General features: G+C 69.0%; 17 protein-coding genes and 1 rRNA gene. 3 read left to right on the plus strand and 15 right to left on the minus strand.

Going from position 1 to position 17,303, the window contains the following annotated elements; translation table 11 throughout:
- From G9U51_RS16570 to G9U51_RS16580, 3 genes are all read right to left on the minus strand, one after another.
- Positions 1 to 125: ribosomal RNA gene (locus tag G9U51_RS16570) — 16S ribosomal RNA — on the minus strand; the annotation flags it as partial.
- 409 nt (positions 126 to 534) lie between these two features.
- Positions 535 to 1,803, minus strand: a complete 1,269-nt coding sequence (gene tyrS, locus G9U51_RS16575) for a tyrosine--tRNA ligase (protein WP_166198655.1) — start codon at positions 1,801 to 1,803, stop codon at positions 535 to 537.
- A gap of 162 nt (positions 1,804 to 1,965) precedes the next feature.
- On the minus strand, positions 1,966 to 2,553 hold the full coding sequence (locus G9U51_RS16580) for a DNA-3-methyladenine glycosylase (RefSeq protein WP_328823524.1): 588 nt from the start codon (positions 2,551 to 2,553) through the stop codon (positions 1,966 to 1,968).
- 112 nt (positions 2,554 to 2,665) lie between these two features.
- On the opposite strand from G9U51_RS16580, the gene G9U51_RS16585 reads away from it, so the two are divergent.
- The 3 genes from G9U51_RS16585 to G9U51_RS16595 are packed head-to-tail and all read left to right on the plus strand — an operon-like array spanning position 2,666 to position 4,665.
- Positions 2,666 to 3,268, plus strand: coding sequence for a cysteine hydrolase family protein (locus G9U51_RS16585; RefSeq protein ID WP_166198659.1), 603 nt, complete (start codon positions 2,666 to 2,668; stop codon positions 3,266 to 3,268).
- A 7-nt stretch (positions 3,269 to 3,275) separates the two neighbouring features.
- On the plus strand, positions 3,276 to 4,199 hold the full coding sequence (locus G9U51_RS16590) for a GlxA family transcriptional regulator (RefSeq protein ID WP_166198661.1): 924 nt from the start codon (positions 3,276 to 3,278) through the stop codon (positions 4,197 to 4,199).
- 22 nt (positions 4,200 to 4,221) lie between these two features.
- A complete protein-coding gene (locus G9U51_RS16595; RefSeq protein WP_166198663.1) occupies positions 4,222 to 4,665 on the plus strand; it encodes a nitroreductase family deazaflavin-dependent oxidoreductase in 444 nt (147 codons plus the stop codon).
- Here the strand turns inward: G9U51_RS16595 and argH are convergent.
- From argH to rpmI, 12 genes are all read right to left on the minus strand, one after another.
- On the minus strand, positions 4,652 to 6,079 hold the full coding sequence (gene argH, locus G9U51_RS16600) for an argininosuccinate lyase (protein ID WP_166198665.1): 1,428 nt from the start codon (positions 6,077 to 6,079) through the stop codon (positions 4,652 to 4,654). The two genes, G9U51_RS16595 and argH, sit on opposite strands and share 14 nt — an antisense overlap.
- Positions 6,080 to 6,091: 12 nt before the next feature.
- Entirely contained in the window at positions 6,092 to 6,586 is a 495-nt protein-coding gene (argR, locus tag G9U51_RS16605; protein ID WP_166198667.1) for an arginine repressor, read from the minus strand.
- Positions 6,583 to 7,518, minus strand: coding sequence for an ornithine carbamoyltransferase (gene argF / locus G9U51_RS16610; protein WP_166198669.1), 936 nt, complete (start codon positions 7,516 to 7,518; stop codon positions 6,583 to 6,585). Before argF ends, argR begins: the two co-directional genes overlap by 4 nt.
- On the minus strand, positions 7,518 to 8,693 hold the full coding sequence (locus tag G9U51_RS16615; protein WP_166198671.1) for an acetylornithine transaminase: 1,176 nt from the start codon (positions 8,691 to 8,693) through the stop codon (positions 7,518 to 7,520). The genes argF and G9U51_RS16615 overlap by 1 nt, the downstream gene beginning before the upstream one ends.
- Positions 8,690 to 9,604, minus strand: coding sequence for an acetylglutamate kinase (gene argB, locus G9U51_RS16620; protein WP_166198673.1), 915 nt, complete (start codon positions 9,602 to 9,604; stop codon positions 8,690 to 8,692). The genes G9U51_RS16615 and argB overlap by 4 nt, the downstream gene beginning before the upstream one ends.
- A gap of 130 nt (positions 9,605 to 9,734) precedes the next feature.
- Positions 9,735 to 10,883, minus strand: coding sequence for a bifunctional glutamate N-acetyltransferase/amino-acid acetyltransferase ArgJ (gene argJ / locus G9U51_RS16625; protein ID WP_166198675.1), 1,149 nt, complete (start codon positions 10,881 to 10,883; stop codon positions 9,735 to 9,737).
- On the minus strand, positions 10,880 to 11,911 hold the full coding sequence (gene argC, locus G9U51_RS16630) for an N-acetyl-gamma-glutamyl-phosphate reductase (RefSeq protein WP_166198678.1): 1,032 nt from the start codon (positions 11,909 to 11,911) through the stop codon (positions 10,880 to 10,882). The genes argJ and argC overlap by 4 nt, the downstream gene beginning before the upstream one ends.
- A gap of 27 nt (positions 11,912 to 11,938) precedes the next feature.
- A complete protein-coding gene (pheT, locus tag G9U51_RS16635) occupies positions 11,939 to 14,443 on the minus strand; it encodes a phenylalanine--tRNA ligase subunit beta (protein ID WP_166198680.1) in 2,505 nt (834 codons plus the stop codon).
- Positions 14,443 to 15,537 carry a phenylalanine--tRNA ligase subunit alpha gene (gene pheS, locus G9U51_RS16640; RefSeq protein ID WP_166198682.1) on the minus strand — a complete coding sequence of 365 codons (1,095 nt, stop codon included), beginning with the start codon at positions 15,535 to 15,537 and terminating at the stop codon, positions 14,443 to 14,445. Before pheS ends, pheT begins: the two co-directional genes overlap by 1 nt.
- 248 nt (positions 15,538 to 15,785) lie before the next feature.
- Positions 15,786 to 16,577, minus strand: a complete 792-nt coding sequence (locus tag G9U51_RS16645; RefSeq protein WP_166198723.1) for a TrmH family RNA methyltransferase — start codon at positions 16,575 to 16,577, stop codon at positions 15,786 to 15,788.
- 32 nt (positions 16,578 to 16,609) lie between these two features.
- Positions 16,610 to 16,999, minus strand: coding sequence for a 50S ribosomal protein L20 (gene rplT / locus G9U51_RS16650; protein WP_166198684.1), 390 nt, complete (start codon positions 16,997 to 16,999; stop codon positions 16,610 to 16,612).
- Positions 17,000 to 17,059: 60 nt separating this feature from the next.
- Complete coding sequence (gene rpmI / locus G9U51_RS16655; RefSeq protein ID WP_166198686.1) at positions 17,060 to 17,254, minus strand: 50S ribosomal protein L35; 195 nt, start codon at positions 17,252 to 17,254, stop codon at positions 17,060 to 17,062.
- Between the last annotated feature and the right edge of the window lie 49 nt (positions 17,255 to 17,303).

Here is a 17,303-nt window from a genome sequence, read left to right on the forward strand (position 1 = left end):
ACTCACGTGTTACTCACCCGTTCGCCACTAATCCAAACCAGCAAGCTGGTCCTTCATCGTTCGACTTGCATGTGTTAAGCACGCCGCCAGCGTTCGTCCTGAGCCAGGATCAAACTCTCCAAAAAAAACCACAAAAAACTTAATCCCAGCCGAAATTGAATCGAGAACAAAAAATGCTCACAATGAACAATCTCAACCAAACAAAAAATCTGGCATCAATCACTCGACACGCTGTTGAGTTCTCAAGAAACGCTTGCTACCCGAACCTCTACCGGAGGATCTCCGCTGTCGGTCTTGGTGCAACTTCTCGAACTTATCCGATCCGTTCCGCCTTGTCACATCGGGCGCAGTCCTGCGCTTCGAGGATTCGAAGGGGGTGGACCGGAGGGTCCGAGATGCGCCTGCGGGACCGGCCAGCGCTTGGCTGTCCGTGCCTCCCGGTGGGCGACTCGGAGAACATTACGCCACGGTGCGCGGAGTGCAAAATCGTGGCGGCGTGACCCCCGTCACGCCGCCACGATGAGGCCCAATCCCCTACTGCTGCAGCGGTTTACGAGCGGCGGCGAGGTACTTGCGGCCGCGTTTGAGCACCGCGACCTGGTCGTGCAGGAAGGCGTCGCTGCCCAGCTCGGCCTCGGCGTCGGTCACCTTCTCGTTGTTGACCGACACGCCACCGTCCCCGATCAGCCGACGAGCCGCGTTGCGGCTGTCGGCGATCCCGACAGCCACCAGCGCGTCGACCACGGAGGTGCCGGGTTCGACATACGCGCCGGGCAGTTCGGCGGTCGCATCGGCGAGGGTCCGCGCATCGAGCGCCGAGACGTCCCCTTTGCCGAAGAGGGCCTCGGAGGCGGCCTGCACCGAAGCCGTCGCCTCGGCGCCGTGCACGAGGGTCGTCACCGACTCGGCCAGCGCCTTCTGGGCTGCCCGCCGGAAGGGCTCCTCCCGCACCTGTCGCGCGAAGTCGTCGATCCGTTCGCGGTCGAAGTCGGTGAAGATCCGCAGCTTGTCGACGACTTCGGCGTCGTCCATATTGATCCAGAACTGGTAGAAGGCGTAGGGCGACATCTGATCCGGGTTCAGCCAGAGCGCGTTGCCCTCGGACTTGCCGTACTTGCGCCCCGTGGCGTCGGTGATCAGCGGGGTCGTCATCGCGTGCACCGCCGCGCCCTCAGCCGACCGGATCAGGTCGACGCCGGCGAGCAGGTTGCCCCACTGGTCGCTGCCGCCCAGCTGCAGCGTGCACCCGCGGTCGCGGAACAGATGCAGGAAGTCCAAGCCCTGCAGGATCTGGTAGCTGAACTCGGTGTAGCTGATCCCCTGCTCGGAGTTCAGCCGCCGGGCCACCGCGTCCTTCTTGATCATCGCGTTGACCCGGAAGTGCTTGCCGTAGTCGCGCAGGAAGTCCAGCGCCGAGATGCCCTCGGTCCAGTCGAGGTTGTTGACCATCACCGCCGGGTTGTCACCGTCGAAGTCGACGATCGCCTCCACCTGCGACTTGATGCCCTCCACCGCTTGGGCGACCTGTTCCTTGCCTCGCAGCACCCGCTCGGAGTCCGGCCGCGGGTCGCCGATCAGCCCGGTCGACCCGCCCACCAGGCAGATCACCCGGTGTCCGGCGAGCTGCAGTCGCCGCGCCACGATCAGCTGGACCAGGTTGCCGATGTGCAGGGAATCCGCGGAGGGGTCGAAGCCCACATACATCGTGATCGGCCCGTCGGCGAGTGCTTCGCGCAGCGCGGCCTCGTCGGTGGTCTGCGCCACCAAGCCACGCCACTGCAGCTCGTCGAGGATGTCGGTCACGATCGATTCCTTCCCGTATGCCGGGAGCGGCCGGCTGCCGCTCCCAAGTCGCCCCAAGCCTGCCGCATCATGGCCCTCGGCTGCGCACCGGTTCTTCGTGCCCGCCCCTACGCCTTCTCGCCGCCTCTGCCCTCGCCTCCGGGCCTCGCTGCGCTCGTGTCCTCAGCTCGGTCGGCGGCTGACTCGGTATGCCGAAACGCTGGGCTCGCCGTCCAGCCAGAACCGCCAGGGATATGCCGCGCCGTCACCGCCTGGGCCACTCACACCCACCCGCGGTCCACTGCGGATGCGATCCGATGGCAGCGACCGCGCACGCGGCGTCAGCCGCACCTGTGCACCCGCTGCATTGAGGTCGATGCCGTTGTCGGACAAGGTGATTCCCAGGGCGACGGTGAGTCTGGCCGGACCTCGAGCCAGGTCCACGTCGCGTGCACCGGCGCGGCGTTCGCGCGCCAGATCGAGGCCCTCGACCACCTGGCCCGCACGCAGCAGCACCGCCGCCGCCTCACCTTCGGGGCCACACACGTAGTTGCAACAGGTGTGCATGCCGTAGGTGAAATAGCAGTAGAGGTGGCCGGCCGGTCCGAACATCACCGCGTTGCGGGCGGTGCGCCCGCGGTAGGCATGCGAGCCCGGGTCGCGCGGGCCGGCATACGCCTCGACTTCGGTGAGCCGCACGCTCACTCCACGCCCGTGCAGGGTCGCGCCGAGCAGGCGACGCGCGATAGCGACGGACACGGGCTCGGGCACGCCGCGAGTCTGGCAGATCTCGACGCACAAGGACGCGGGCTGACCGGATCGTTCCGGATGCTGACCGGCAGGATCCTTGTCGTCACCACCTCCCAGCCGAAACGATCGAGCCATGACCGATACCGCGCTCATCGTCATCGACGTCCAACAGTCCTTCACCGAGCTACCCCGCTGGGCAGCCGTCTCTCACCCTGACATCGTCTCCGCAACGATCAACCTCGTGCGGCATGCACGGGACGCCGGCGACCTGGTGGTCTGGATCCTGCATGCGGAACCGGGGTCCGGCACACCATTTGACCCCGCGTCCGGACACGTGCGTCTGATGCCCGGGCTCGAGCCTCGGCCGAGTGAACCCGTCCTGACCAAGACGTCCCGAAATGCTTTCACCACAACGGAATTGGGGCGCGTCCTGACGCAGCGAGGCATTACCAAGCTCCGCATCTGCGGCATCCAGACCGAACAGTGCTGCGAAACCACCGCCCGCATCGGCGCCGACCTCGGCTTCACCGTCGACTTCGTCCTCGATGCCACCGCAACCTTCCCGATTCCGCACTGGTCGGTGCCGACGGATCGGCCGTATGCCGAGCTGCTCGCCGATCCGCGCACCCTGAGTGCCGACGCGATCATCGAGCGCACGGCGTATGCGCTCGCTGGCCGTTTCGCAACGATCACCACCATTGCCGAAGTCACCTCTGCCCCGGCGGTGGCACACTGACCAGATCATGAGCACCGTCGCCTTCCTGCTGCCACCCCGGGTGCATCTGCTCGACCTGTCCGGGCCGGCGCAGGTTTTCGATGCGGCGACGGCTGCCGGTGCGGCATACGACCTGCACTATGTGGCCGAGCAGACGTCGGTCGAGAGCGCCCAGGGACTGCCGGTCGTCGCATCGACGACGTGGCCGCACCTGACGTCCGACGACCTCGTGCTGGTCCCCGGCTGGCGCGCGACCGGCCCGGGCGCGAATCTGCGTCCGTTCAGTGCGGCCACCCTCGCCCAGCTGACTGCGCACCACGATCGCGGTGGCACCGTCGGCAGCATCTGCGCCGGAGCCTTCGCGCTCGGTGCCGCCGGCCTGTTGGACGGCCGGCGCTGCACCACCCACCATGACGTGCAGGACCGATTGCAGATGGACTACCCGGCTGCGCACGTGCAGCCGGACGTGCTCTTCGTGACCGACGGACGGGTGATCACCTCGGCCGGCATCGCGAGCGGCATCGACCTCGCCCTCGACGTCGTGGCGCGCCGCGATGGGCCGGCGCTGGCCGCCCGTGTCGCGCGCGCTCTGGTGGTCTTCACCCGGCGGGCGGGCGATGGGCCACAGCGCAGCGCGATGCTGCGACACCGCGACCACCTGCGGGAGATGGTGCACCGCGCGCAGGACCTGATCGATGCCCGCTTCGCCGAACCGCTTCCGCTCGACGTCATCGCCAAGCACGCGGGCGTCAGTCCGCGCACCCTCACCCGCGCGTTCCGAGAGGCCACCGGTCGCACGCCGCTGCGCTATCAGCAGGAGTTGCGGGTCGAACGCGCCGAACTCCTCGTCAGCCAGGGGGCCACGCTGGAGAGCGCCGCTCACGAGGTCGGGTTGAGCGATGGCCGGATGCTGCGTCGGCTGCGTGCGCGGAATCCGTTGCTACAGGCGTAGTGAACCGCATACCGTGGGCACCATGACGCTCTCACGGGTCGAAAGGGTCGGTCTGAAGGTCCTGTACGCTCATCAACAGGTCTACGAACGCAGCGATGGGCGCCTCGGGCACCGACTGCTCTTCGGCAACCCCACGCTGCTGCTGCGCACCACCGGCCGCAAAACCGGCAAGGAGCGCACCAACGCGCTGACCTACGCGCGGGACGGCGCGGCATACCTCGTCGTCGCCTCCAACGGCGGCGCGCCCAAGGCGCCGGCGTGGTTGCTCAACCTGCGCGCCGATCCCGAGGTCGAGATCCAGGTGGGCCGTCGCCGGCTGCCCGTCCGGGCACGGGTGACCCTGCCCGGTGATCCGGACTTCGCTCGCCGCTGGGAGTTGTGCAACAAGGTCAACGCCGGCCGCTACACCGGCTATCAGAAGCGCACGACCCGGCCGATCCCGATCGTGGAGCTCACTCCGCGCTGAGCACGCTCGCGTTCGCCCAGTCCCGGGCCGGGCCGATCCGCGCCTCCAGGGACGCGAGTTGCTCGCGGACCCGGCTCGGTGCCGTGCCGCCCCGCGCATCGCGGGAGGCGAGCGATCCTTCGACGCTCAGCACCTCACGGACGCCGGGCGTCAACGCCGGGTTGATCGCGGCGAGGTCGTCGTCGGTCAGATCCCACAACTCGATGCCACGGTCCTCGCAGACGCGCACACACTCCCCCGCCACCTCGTGCGCGACGCGGAACGGCGTGCCCTCCCGCACGAGCCATTCGGCGATGTCGGTGGCGAGCGCAAACCCTTGGGGCGCAAGGGATTCGAGCCGCTGCGGGTGGAAGGTCAAGGTCGCGACCATGCCGGAGAACGCCGGCAACAACACCTCGAGGGTGTCGATCGCGTCGAAGACGGGCTCCTTGTCCTCCTGCAGGTCACGGTTGTAGGCGAGCGGGAGTGCCTTCAGCGTGGTGAGCAATCCGGCGAGGTCGCCGACCAGCCGGCCGGCCTTGCCGCGGGCGAGCTCGGCGACATCGGGATTCTTCTTCTGCGGCATGATGCTCGACCCGGTCGAGTAGGCGTCGTCGAGGGTGACGAAGGAGAACTCCTTGGTCGCCCACAGCACGACCTCCTCGGCGATGCGGGAGATGTCCACTGCCGACATCGCCGCGACGAACGCGAACTCAGCGGCGAAGTCACGACTGGCGGTGCCGTCGATGGAGTTCTCGACCGACCGGGAGAAGCCGAGGTCGGCGGCCACCGCTTCAGGGTCCAGTCCGAGGCTCGAGCCGGCCAAAGCACCTGAGCCGTATGGCGATTCGTCGGCTCGCCGGTCCCAGTCGCGGAACCGATCGACATCGCGCAGCAGCGCCCAGGCGTGGGCGAGCAGGTGGTGCGACAGCAGCACCGGCTGGGCGTGCTGCAGGTGGGTGCGGCCGGGCATCGCGACGCCGAGGTGCTGCGCCGCCTGGTCGTGCAGGGCTTGCACCACGTCGAGCAGCAGCGTGGCGACCCGGCGGGCGTGATCGCGCAGGTACATCCGGAACAGCGTGGCGACCTGGTCATTGCGCGACCGACCCGCGCGCAGCCGACCGCCGACGTCGGCGCCGGCACGCTCGATCAGGCCGCGCTCGAGCGCGGTGTGCACATCCTCGTCGTCGGGTGCAGGCGCGAACTCACCCGAGCGGACGTCCGCCAGCAGCCGGTCCAGCGCATCGATCATCGCGCCGTATGCCGCATCGTCCAGCAGCCCTGCGGACCGCAGCACGGCGGCGTGCGCCTTGGAGCCGGCGATGTCATAGGGCGCGAGCCGCCAGTCGAAATGGGTCGAGCGGGACAACTCGGCCAGGGCGTCCGCGGGACCGCCGGCAAAACGCCCGCCCCACAAGCTGATTCGTTCCGACACGTCGGGTCGTCCTCATTCCTCTCGGGTGTCCACCAGGTCAAGCAGCGCTTGCGCGACCTGGGGTGCAGCGGTGCGGCTCGCAGCGATGACGGCCACCGTGTCATCGCCCGCGATAGTGCCCACGATGTCAGGCAGGTTGGCGTGGTCGATCGCCGACGCCAGCAGGTTCGCGCCACCAGGGGGTGTGCGCAGCACCACGAGGTTCTCTGCGGTGCGGGCCGCGACGAGCAACTCCGTGGCCAGGCGCCGTAGGCGGCCGGCGGCGTCCTGGGTCGCGGCGGGCACGCTCCCGTCACCGCCCTCTTGGGGCACGGCATAAACCTGCTGACCGTCCCGGCGCACCTTGATCGCGCCCAACTCCACCAGGTCTCGCGACAGCGTCGCCTGGGTCACCGAAAACCCTTGAGCCGCAATATGTTCGGCGAGCTCGCTCTGTGAGCGCACAGGACGCTCGTTGAGCACCTCGACGATCATCCGGTGTCGGGCCGTGCGGGTCTGGGTCATCATCGAGCGGCACCCAGCACGTGACAGAGCAAGGCCTTCTGCGCGTGCAACCGGTTCTCCGCCTCGTCCCACACGACCGACTGCGGCCCCTCGATCACCTCGTCGCTGATTTCGAAGCCGCGATAGGCCGGCAGGCAGTGCAGCACGATCGCATCGTCGGCCGCGCGCTTGAGCAGCGCCGTGTCGACCGCGAACGGCGCGAACGGAGAGCCCTGCCCCTTGCGGCTGCCGCTCTCGGCCTCCTGACCCATCGACACCCAGGTGTCGGTGATCACGACGTCCGCGCCGTCGACGGTGGCCTCAGGGTCGTCGCCGACACGCACGGATCCGCCTGTGACAGAAGCGATCTGGCTCGCCTGCTGGACGATCTCGTCGCGCGGATGATGCGTGCTCGGCCCGGCGATGCGCACGTGCAGACCGGCCGTCGCCCCCCCGATCAGATAAGAATTGGCCATATTGTTGGCCGCGTCGCCGAGGTAGGTCATCGTCAGCCCGGCCAGCCGGCCCTTGTGCTCCTCGATGGTCAGCAGGTCGGCGAGGATCTGACAGGGGTGGAAGTCGTCGGTCAGCGCGTTGACGACGGGGACCCCGGCATACTGCGCCATCTCCTCCAGGCGCGACTGCTCGTAGGTGCGCCAGACGATCGCCGACACCTGCCGGCCGAGCACCCGGGCGACATCGGCGATCGACTCGCGGGTGCCGATCTGGGCGAGCTTGCCGTCGACCACCATGGGGAAGCCGCCGAGTTCTGCAACACCCACACTGAACGACAACTGGGTGCGCAACGTCGGCTTGTCGAAGATGATCGCGACGCCCTGCGGACCCGAAAGCGGTTGCAGGGCATGACGATTCGCCTTGAGGTGCTGGGCGAGGTTGAGCACCTCGCGCTGCTGCGCCGGAGTGAGGTCATCGTCGCGCAGGAAGTGCGTGGTCATCAGGCGGCCTCCTCGAGGATCCGTGGCAGGGCGTCGGCGAAGGTGGCGAGCTCGGCATCGGTGATCACCAGCGGCGGGGCGAGGCGCAGCGCGTCGGGAGCGACGGCATTGACCAGGAAACCCTGCCCCCGAGCCGTCACCACGGCCTGAGCGGCGATCTCCTCCTCCAGGACGATGGCCCGCAACAGTCCGCGTCCGCGCACCCCGCGCACCCCCGGTATGCCGGCCTCGGTCACCCTGGCCGCGAAGGCGTCACCGACCGCGCCGACATGCTCGAGCAGGCCGTCCGCCTCGATGGTGTCGAGGACGGCGAGGCCTGCGGCACAGGCCAGCGGATTGCCACCGAAGGTGGTGCCGTGCTGGCCGGCGGTCAGCAACCCCGAGGTGTGTTCGCCGAAGGTGATGAGCGCACCGATGGGCACACCACCGCCGAGTCCCTTGGCGACGGTGATGGCGTCCGGCACGATGCCGCTGCGCTGGAAACCGAACCAGTCGCCCGTGCGGCCGATCCCGGTTTGCACCTCGTCGATGATGAGCAATGCGCCTGCGGCAGAAGCGATTTCGCGGGCTGCCCGCAGGTAGTCGTCAGCAGGTTCGACCACACCTGCCTCGCCCTGGACCGGCTCCAGCACGATCGCGGCCGTCTCCGGACCGACGGCTGCGCGCAAGGCGGCCACATCGGCATACGGCACATGGGTGACATCGGGGATGAGCGGCTCGAAGGGCTCGCGATAGGCCGCCTTGGCGGTGAGCGCAAGCGCACCGGTGGTGCGGCCGTGGAAGGCGCCCTGAGCGGCGACCAGGCCGCGCCGTCCGGTGCGACGGCTGAGCTTGATCGCCGCCTCGATCGCCTCGGTGCCGGAGTTGCAGAAGAAGACCTTCGACCCGGCGGGCGCTCCGCTGATGCGCAGCAGCCGCTCGGCCAGGGCGATCTGGGCGGGTGTGGTGAAGAAGTTGCTGACGTGCACCAGTTGACCGGCCTGCTTGGTGATGGCTTCGACCAGCGCAGGATGGTTGTGCCCCAACGCATTCACCGCGATACCGCCCACCAGATCGAGGTAGCGGCGGCCCGCGGTGTCGACGACATACGCACCGTCGCCGTGGTCGATGACCAGTTGCGGTGTGCCGAAGACCGGCAGCAGGCTGGCGGCATAGCGCTCGAGCTCGGTGGTCATGCGGACTCCTGCGGGTCGGGCAGGATCATCGTCCCCGTGCCCGCGTCGGTGAAGATCTCGAGCAGCATCGAGTGAGCCCGTCGTCCGTCGACCACGTGTGCCTGGGCGACGCCACCGCGGATCGCGCGCACGCAGGCTTCGAGCTTGGGCACCATGCCGGCGTCGACGCGGGTGAGCAGGTCCTCAGCCTCGGAGACGGTCAGCGAACTCAGCAGGCTGTCGCGGTCCGGCCAGTTGGCGTAGACGCCCTCGACGTCGGTGAGGACGATCAGCTTGTGCGCGCCGAGTGCAGTCGCCAGTGCAGCGGCCGCGGTGTCGGCGTTGACATTGAGGACTTCGCCGTCGTGATCGAGGTCGGGCGCGACCGAGGAGACGACGGGAATTCGCCCGGCTGCCAACAGATCTCGCACCGCAGCGGGGTTCACCGTCACCACATCGCCGACGTGGCCGAGGTCGATCTGCTCACCATCGACCACCGTGCCGCGGCGGCGGGCGCCGAAGAGCGCGGCGTCCTCACCGGACAGCCCGACTGCCAGTGGCCCGTGCGCGTTGAGCAGGCCGACGAGTTCCCGCGACACCTGCCCGGTGAGCACCATCCGGACCACATCCATCGCCTCCGGCGAGGTCACGCGCAGGCCGCCGCGGAACTCGCTGTGCACGCCGAGCCGCTCCAGCATCGCGCCGATCTGCGGACCGCCGCCGTGCACGACGACCGGACGCAGACCGGCATACCGCAGGAAGGCGACGTCCTGGGCGAAGGCGGCCTTCAAGGTGTCGTCGGTCATCGCGTTGCCGCCGTATTTGACGACGACGAGGGCGTCCTTGAACTGCTCAAGCCAGGGCAGCGCCTCGACCAGCACGGCGGCCTTGTCGGCCGCCGCCTCCAGCGCGGTCACATCACGGTTGCTCATGCCGAAGGCCAGCCTTCTCGGGGTCCCCGCAAAGTACCGAGCGACGAAGGAGCGAGGACTGACGGGGTCCTCGCGAAGGACCGTGTGACGAAGGAGCGAGGCCTTCGTGGGGTGTCTGTGTGGGGTGAGATCATGTTGAGTAGGCCGAGTTCTCGTGGACGTAGTCGTGGGTGAGGTCGTTGGTCCAGATGGTGGCTTCGGCCGGCCCGGCGTGCAGATCGACCTCGACGCTCACCTCGCGCGGGCGCAGATCGACACCCGCGCGGTCCGCGCCGACGCCGCCGGCCCGGCATACCTGCACCCCGTTGATCGCGACGTCGAGGGCGCGCGGATCGAAGTCGGCGGTGGTGGTGCCGACCGCGGCGAGCACCCGACCCCAGTTGGGGTCATTGCCGAAGATCGCGCATTTGAACAGGTTGTTGCGGGCGATCGAGCGGCCGACTTCGAGCGCGTCGGCTTCGGACGCGGCGCCGACAACCCGGATCGCGATGTCATGGTGGGCGCCCTCGGCGTCGGCGATCAGCTGGCGGGCGAGGTCGGCGCAGACCTCGGTGAGCGCCGCGGTGAACGCCTCGAGCGACGGGCGCGCCCCGGACGCTCCCGAGGCCATCAGCAGCACGGTGTCGTTGGTCGACTGGCAACCATCGGAGTCGATCCGGTCGAAGGTCAGCGCGGTTGCCTTGCGCAAGGCCGATCCGAGCTCGTCTGCAGGCAGGTCGGCGTCGGTCGTCAGCACCACGAGCATGGTCGCCAGCGCCGGCGCGAGCATGCCGGCACCCTTGGCCATGCCGCCGATCGTCCAGCCATCCCTGCTGGTCACGGCCTGTTTCGGGCGGGTATCGGTGGTCATGATCGCCTGCGCGGCGGCGTCGCCGTTCGGGCCGAGGCCGGCGGCCAGGGCGGTCACGCCGGCCGTGATGCGGTCCATCGGCAGCAGCTCGCCGATCAGCCCGGTCGAGCAGACGACGACGTCGCCGGCGGAGATATCGAGCGCCTCGGCGACCTGCTCGGCGGTGCGGTGGGTGTCGAGGAAGCCCTGCGGGCCGGTGCAGGCATTGGCGCCACCGGAGTTGAGCACGACCGCATCGACCCGCCCGTCGGCGACCACCTGACGACTCCAGGTCACCGGCGCGGCCTCGACCCGATTGGAGGTGAAGACCGCGGCCGCGGCATGCTGCGGGCCGTCGTTGACGACGAGCGCCATATCGGGAGTGCCGCTGGACTTGAGGCCGGCAGTCACTCCAGCGGCCCGAAACCCTTGTGCCGCAGTCACACTCACGGCGCCACTCCCGTCGTCGGCAGACCGGTCTCCTCGGGTATGCCGAGGGCAAGGTTCATCGACTGGATCGCACCGCCGGCGGTGCCCTTGGTCAGGTTGTCCTCCGCACTGACCGCGATCACCCGGCCGACGCGCTCATCGAGGGCCACCTGCACGTGCACGCAATTCGACGCCAGCACCGCACCGGTGGTCGGCCATTGACCCTCGGGCAGCAGTTGCACGAATCGCTCTGTGCCATAAGCCTTTTCGTATGCCGCCCGCACCTCGTTGGCGCTCACCCCAGGGTGCACCTTGGCCGTGCAGGTGGCGAGGATGCCCCGGGGCATCGGTGCCAGCGTGGGTGTGAAGGACACCGTGACGGGCACCTCGGCCACCCGGGTGAGGTTTTGCTCGATCTCGGGCGTATGCCGGTGTCCCCCGCCGACGCCGTAGGGACTCATGGCGCCCATCACCTCGGCACCGAGCAGGTGCGGCTTGAGACCCTTCCCCGCGCCAGAGGTGCCGGACGCGGCGACGATGACGACATCCTCGGGCTGGGCGATGCCGGCGGCGAAGGCCGGAGCCAGCGCGAGTGTCGCGGCGGTCGGATAACACCCCGGCACGGCAATTCGCTTGGCGCCGTTGAGTTCTCGCCGCGCTCGGGCGTCGAGCTCGGGGAGGCCGTAGGGCCAGCTGCCGGCATGCTCCGAACCGTAGAACGCCTGCCACTGCTCGGCGTCGGTGAGCCGGAAGTCAGCGCCGCAGTCGATGACGACCGTGTCGTCCGGCAGGTCCGCGGCGAGCGCGGCCGATGCGCCGTGGGGCAGCGCGAGGAAGACCACGTCGTGCCCGGCGAGCGTATCGGGGCTCGTCTGCGCCAACACCCGGTCCGCGAGCGGGCCGAGATGCGGGTGGAGCTCGCCCAGCCGCGTGCCGGCGTTGCCACCAGCGGTCAAGCTCCCGATGCGCACCTGCGGGTGACCGAGCAGGAGACGCAACAGCTCGCCCCCGGCATACCCGCTGGCACCCGCGACCGCGACAGAGATCATTGGATGATCATACACGCGCGCGCATGTTTATGCACGCAGGGTGGCGCCGAACTCCTGCTCCGCGGCAGCGACCGCCGCGTCGCGGAAGCCGTTGACCTCCTCGGTCTTCAGCGTGCGATCGGCGCGGAAGGTCATCCGGTAGGCCAGTGACTTGCGCCCCTCACCCACCTGGTCGCCGTCGTAGACGTCGAAGAGCTGGATCGCCTCGAGATTGTCACCGGCGGCCGACCGCAGCACCCGCTCGACGTCGGCCGAAGGAGTCTGCGAGGGCACGATCAGGGCGATATCGCTTTGCACGACAGGGAAATTCGACAGGATGCGAGCCTGCGGACTGCCGGCTGCGGCAATCAAGGCGTCCAGGTCGAGCTCGCCCGCAACGGTCCGCGCCGGCAGCCCGAGACGACCAATCACCTTGGGGTGGAGTTCGCCGGCGTGGCCGATGACGGTGCCGTCCGGCAACGCGAGCTGGGCGCACCGGCCCGGGTGGAAGGGCGCCCGATCTCCCGCCGTGACAACGAGTTCCACGGCCAGCGCCTCAGCCGCAGCCCGCGCGACCGCGATGGCGTCCGACCAGTCTGCCGCCCGGCCCCCACCCCACCAGCCGGCGCGATCGGCGTGACCGGTCAGCGCCCAGCCGAGCATCCGGGGCTGAGCGGGCACGGCCTGCTCGATCGCGGCCACCGCCTCCGGACCGGGATAGGTGCCCACTGGATAGGTCTTCGCCGTGCCCGCAGGCCCGCCGACCACCAGACCCTGCTCGAAGATCGCAACATCCTTGCTGCCGCGAGCAACGTTGCGCCGCAAGGCTTCCAGCAATCCCGGCAGCACCGTGGTGCGGAACCACGGCTTCTCGTCCGACAGCGGGTTGGCGATCCGCACCGTCTGCCGTCGCGGATCGTCGGACGCAAACCCGAGCGCCTCGAAGGCATCGTCACCGATGAACGGATCGGCCCAGGTCTCGAAAAGTCCTTGCGCCGCAAGGGATTCGCCGACCAGGCGACGTGCTGCCTGCGACGTCGTGAGACCCCGGCCGCCGGGCGGCGTGGGCACGATCGAAGGGATCTTGTCGTAGCCGTCGATCCGGGCGACCTCCTCGGCCAGGTCCGGCCAGGTCGTCAGGTCGGGCCGCCACGACGGCGGCGTCACCGTGAACTCCGGCGACACCTCACAGCCGATCTGGGTGAGGATCTCGCGCACCCGGTCGTCGGCATACTCCACTCCGACGATGCGGCCAATGTCCTTGGGGTTCAACGCGATCGAGACCGGCTCGTATGCCGTGCCCACATCGGTGACGCCCTCGTCGACGGTGCCACCGCCATACTCCACGAGCAGGTCCACGGCGAGCTGCGCCGCGGCGGGGGCGAGCAGCGGGTCCACCCCGCGCTCGAAACGCCTGGACGCTTCCGACGGCAGCTTGTGACGGCGCGCCGTCCGAGCGACCGACACCGGATCGAAGTGCGCCGACTCGATGAGCACATCGCGAGTGGCGTCAGAGACCTCAGAGTTCTCGCCACCCATGACACCGGCGATCGCCAGGATGCGTTGCTGGTCGGTGATCAGCAGGTCCTCGGCGAAGAGTGTGCGCTCGACGTCATCGAGCGTGGTGAGCTTCTCCCCCTCGGTCGCACGGCGCACCACGATCGGCCCGTCGAGCGTCGCCAGATCGAAGGCGTGCAACGGCTGTCCCAGCGCGAGCATGACGTAGTTGGTGACATCGACCGGGAGCGAGATCGAGCGCATCCCGGCCTCGGTCAGCCGCACGGCCAACCAGGCCGGGGTCGGCGCGGTCGGGTCGATGCCCCGCACGATCCGGGCGACATAGCGGCTGCAGCCGACCTGGCCGCGCAGTGGAGCGGCATCCTCGATGCGCACCTCGAAGCCGGCATCGTTGGCGCGAGGAGCCTTGTCCCCCAACGCGATTGCCGGGTCGGTGAAGGTCGCGCCGGTCGAGGCGGAGTACTCCCGTGCCACACCGCGAATGCTGAAGCAGTAGCCGCGGTCCGGCGTCACATTGATCTCGACGGTCTCCCGGTCGAGCCCGAGCAGCGGGATGGCGTCCTCGCCCGGGGTCAGGTCGTCGCGCCCGAGCCGCTCCGCCAGCCGGATGATGCCGCCCGAACCGTCGTCGGGGAAGCCGAGTTCGTCTGCGGCACAGATCATTCCGGCCGAGACATGCCCGTAGGTCTTGCGCGCGGAGATCTCGAATCCACCCGGCAACACCCCACCGGGCAGCACCACGACGACCAGGTCGCCGGGCGCGAAATTGTGTGCGCCACAGACGATGCCCTGCGGCTCGCCGGTGCCATTGGCGTCGCCGACGTCGACGGTGCACCAGTTGATCGTCTTGCCGTTCTTCTGCTGCTCCGGCTCCATCGTCAGCACCTTGCCGACCACGAGCGGACCGGTGACGTCGCCACCGTGCAGGCCCTCTTCCTCCAGGCCGACACGGACCAGGCTCTCGGCGATGTCCGCGCCGCGAGCGTCGGTGGGCACCTCGACATACTCGCGCAGCCAGTCGACGGGCACCCGCATCAGATCTCCATCCCGAACTGCGCGTCGAAGCGCACGTCTCCCTCGATCATTTCGCGCATGTCGGACGCTCCGGTGCGGAACATCAGCGCCCGGTCCACGCCCATGCCGAACGCGAAGCCGGTGTAACGCTCCGGGTCGATATTGCAGGCGCGCAGCACGTTGTGGTTGACCATCCCGCAGCCGCCCCACTCGATCCAGCCGGTGCCGGAACACGCCCGGCAGTCGGGATCGGTGCCCCGGCATACGAAACAGCGCAGGTCCATCTCCGCGCTCGGTTCGGTGAACGGGAAGTATGACGGTCGCAGCCGGGTCACGATCCCGTCGCCGAACAGCTCGCTCGCCAGCCGGTCCAGCGTGCCCTTCAGGTGGGCCATGGTGAGGCCCTCGTCGACGGCCAGGCCCTCGACCTGATGGAAGGCCGGCATGTGGGTGGCGTCGAGCTCGTCAGTGCGGAAAACCCTTCCGAGACAAGCGACATAGAGCGGAGCGCCCCGCTCGAGCATGGCGCGGGCCTGCACCGGGGAGGTGTGCGGACGCAGCACCAGCCCGTGCTCGGGCGGGTCGATATAGAAGGTGTCGGCCATCTGGCGCGCGGGGTGGTCCTCGTCAAAGTTGAGCGCGTCGAAGCTGAACCACTCCGCCTCGACCTCGGGCCCTTCGGCCACCTCCCAGCCCATCCCGACCATGATGTCGGCGATCCGGCGGCCCATCTGCTCGATCGGGTGGCGCCGGCCGAGCGGGCGCCGGCCCGGGACCATCGTGACGTCGACGGCCTCGTCGATCAGGATGCGCTCATCGCGCTCGGCCTCGAGCTCGGCCTGTCGCTCTTTCAGCGCCTGCCCGACCCGCCCGCGGGCCTGGCCCACCCGCTTGCCGGCCTCGGCCTTGGCGGTGGGCGGCAGCGCGCCGATCTCGCGGTTGGCGAGGGCGAGCGGGCTCTTGTCGCCGGCATGCGCGGTGCGGACCTGCTTGAGCTGGTCCAGGTCGCCCGCGGCGGCGATGGCATCGAGCGCCGCCTGCACGTTCGCGTCGACCTGCGCCGGGTCGAGCGCGGACACCTCGACCGGGTCGTAGTTGGTGTTGGGTCCGGACATCGCTCTTCTCGTATGACGCGTGCGTGGGTGGGCCCGGCGAGTCTATCGACCGCTCGCCGCCGCTCTCATCCGCGTTTCCCCGAAGCGTCACTTGTGCTCCGCGAAACGTCACCAATGCTCCGCGAAACGTCACCAATGCTCCGCGAAACGTCACCAATGCTCCGCGAAACGTCACCAATGCTTCGCGAAACGTCACTGCCTGATCCGGAGTGACGTCTCGCGAGGATCTAGTGACGCTTCGCGAGGTTTTAGTGACGTTTCGCGGCGGAGGCGTAGAGGCAGACCGTCGCAGCCATCGCCAGGTTGAGGGATTCGGCGTGCCCGTAGATCGGCACCCGCACCACCTCGTCGCACTGCTCGCGCACCTCGGCCGGCAGGCCCCACGCCTCGTTGCCCATCACCCAGGCGTGCGGCCGCGCCAGGTCGGTGTCGGGCAGCAGCTGCGTGCCAGCACCGTCCGCAGCCAGCAGCGCGAGCCCGCGCGCGCGGCAGCCGGCGAAGATCTCCTCGATCGGCGCGCCCACACTCACCGGCAGATGCCATAGCGAGCCAGCCGTCGAGCGCACCACCTTGGGGTTGTAGACATCGACCGAGCTGTCGCTCACGATCACCGCCGCCGCCCCGGCAGCATCGGCGCCGCGGATCACCGTGCCCGCGTTGCCGGGATCGCGCACCTGGCTCAGCACGACGACGAACGACCCAGCCCCAGCGTCGAGGGCCGCGGACAGCGGCACGTCGACGGGTCGGCATACGGCACAAATCCCTTGTGGCGCAAGGGTATCCGCGAGAGCCGCCATCACCTCGGGGGCGCAGACGTGGACCGGCAGACCGGCCTCCCGCGCAGCCGTCTCCAAGGCCGTATGCCGCTCGCGGGTCGCCTCGTCGACGAACACCTCCAGCACGGTGCTCGGCGCGAAGGCCAGGACCTCCCGGACCGCCTGCGGTCCCTCGGCGAGAAAACGCCCGGCCCGCTGACGCGACGAACGCCGGTGGAGCGCCCTGGCGGCCTTCACCCGATCGGATCGGGGATTGGCGAGCAGGGGCTCCACCGGCGTCGGGTGCGAGTGGTGGGTCAGGCGACGGAGGCGTCGGCCTTCTCGTCGGTCGCCGGCACATTGGCCTTGGCGATCTCGACGAGCGCGGTGAACGCAGCGGCGTCGTTGACGGCGAGCTCGGCGAGCATCCGACGGTCGACCTCGACACCGGCGGCCTTGAGGCCCTGGATGAACCGGTTGTAGGTCATGCCGTTGGCGCGGGCGCCGGCGTTGATCCGCTGGATCCACAGGCGGCGGAAGTCACCCTTGCGCGCGCGGCGGTCGCGGTAGCTGTAGCCGAGGCTGTGGGTGACCTGCTCCTTGGCCTTGCGGTACAGGCGCGAGCGCTGGCCGCGGTAGCCGCTGGCCTGCTCGAGGACGGTACGGCGCTTCTTCTGGGCGTTGACTGCCCGCTTCACGCGTGCCACGTGAATCTCCTTCGAACGAATGGGGTGCGCCCGTCGGTGTCCGGGCGCGGTGGGTGAGGCTTACTTGGCGAGAAGCTTCTTGATCTTCTTCTCGTCGGACTTGGCGACGACGACGTCCGGCACGAGGCGCCGGGTCGCGCGGGTGCTGCGCTCCTGGAACTTGTGCACGTGGCGGGCACGCTGGCGCATGACCTTGCCGGAGCCGGTCACGCGGAAGCGCTTCTTGGCACCGCTGTGGGTCTTCATCTTCGGCATCAGCCGATCTCCTTTGTCGGTTCGTCTCGGTGCACGCACCGAGGGGGTA

Source organism: Metallococcus carri, from assembly GCF_011440275.1.
In the GTDB taxonomy this organism is placed as follows: Bacteria; Actinomycetota; Actinomycetes; order Actinomycetales; family Dermatophilaceae; genus Metallococcus; species Metallococcus carri.

Coding starts and splice junctions, on each gene's coding strand:
- G9U51_RS16585 (WP_166198659.1), top strand. CDS start 2,666: ATGACCGATACCGCGCTCATCGTCATCGACGTCCAACAGTCCTTCACC.
- G9U51_RS16590 (WP_166198661.1), top strand. CDS start 3,276: ATGAGCACCGTCGCCTTCCTGCTGCCACCCCGGGTGCATCTGCTCGAC.
- G9U51_RS16595 (WP_166198663.1), top strand. CDS start 4,222: ATGACGCTCTCACGGGTCGAAAGGGTCGGTCTGAAGGTCCTGTACGCT.
- argR (WP_166198667.1), bottom strand. CDS start 6,586: ATGATGACCCAGACCCGCACGGCCCGACACCGGATGATCGTCGAGGTG.
- argF (WP_166198669.1), bottom strand. CDS start 7,518: ATGACCACGCACTTCCTGCGCGACGATGACCTCACTCCGGCGCAGCAG.
- G9U51_RS16615 (WP_166198671.1), bottom strand. CDS start 8,693: ATGACCACCGAGCTCGAGCGCTATGCCGCCAGCCTGCTGCCGGTCTTC.
- argB (WP_166198673.1), bottom strand. CDS start 9,604: ATGAGCAACCGTGATGTGACCGCGCTGGAGGCGGCGGCCGACAAGGCC.
- argC (WP_166198678.1), bottom strand. CDS start 11,911: ATGATCTCTGTCGCGGTCGCGGGTGCCAGCGGGTATGCCGGGGGCGAG.
- pheT (WP_166198680.1), bottom strand. CDS start 14,443: ATGCGGGTGCCCGTCGACTGGCTGCGCGAGTATGTCGAGGTGCCCACC.
- pheS (WP_166198682.1), bottom strand. CDS start 15,537: ATGTCCGGACCCAACACCAACTACGACCCGGTCGAGGTGTCCGCGCTC.
- rpmI (WP_166198686.1), bottom strand. CDS start 17,254: ATGCCGAAGATGAAGACCCACAGCGGTGCCAAGAAGCGCTTCCGCGTG.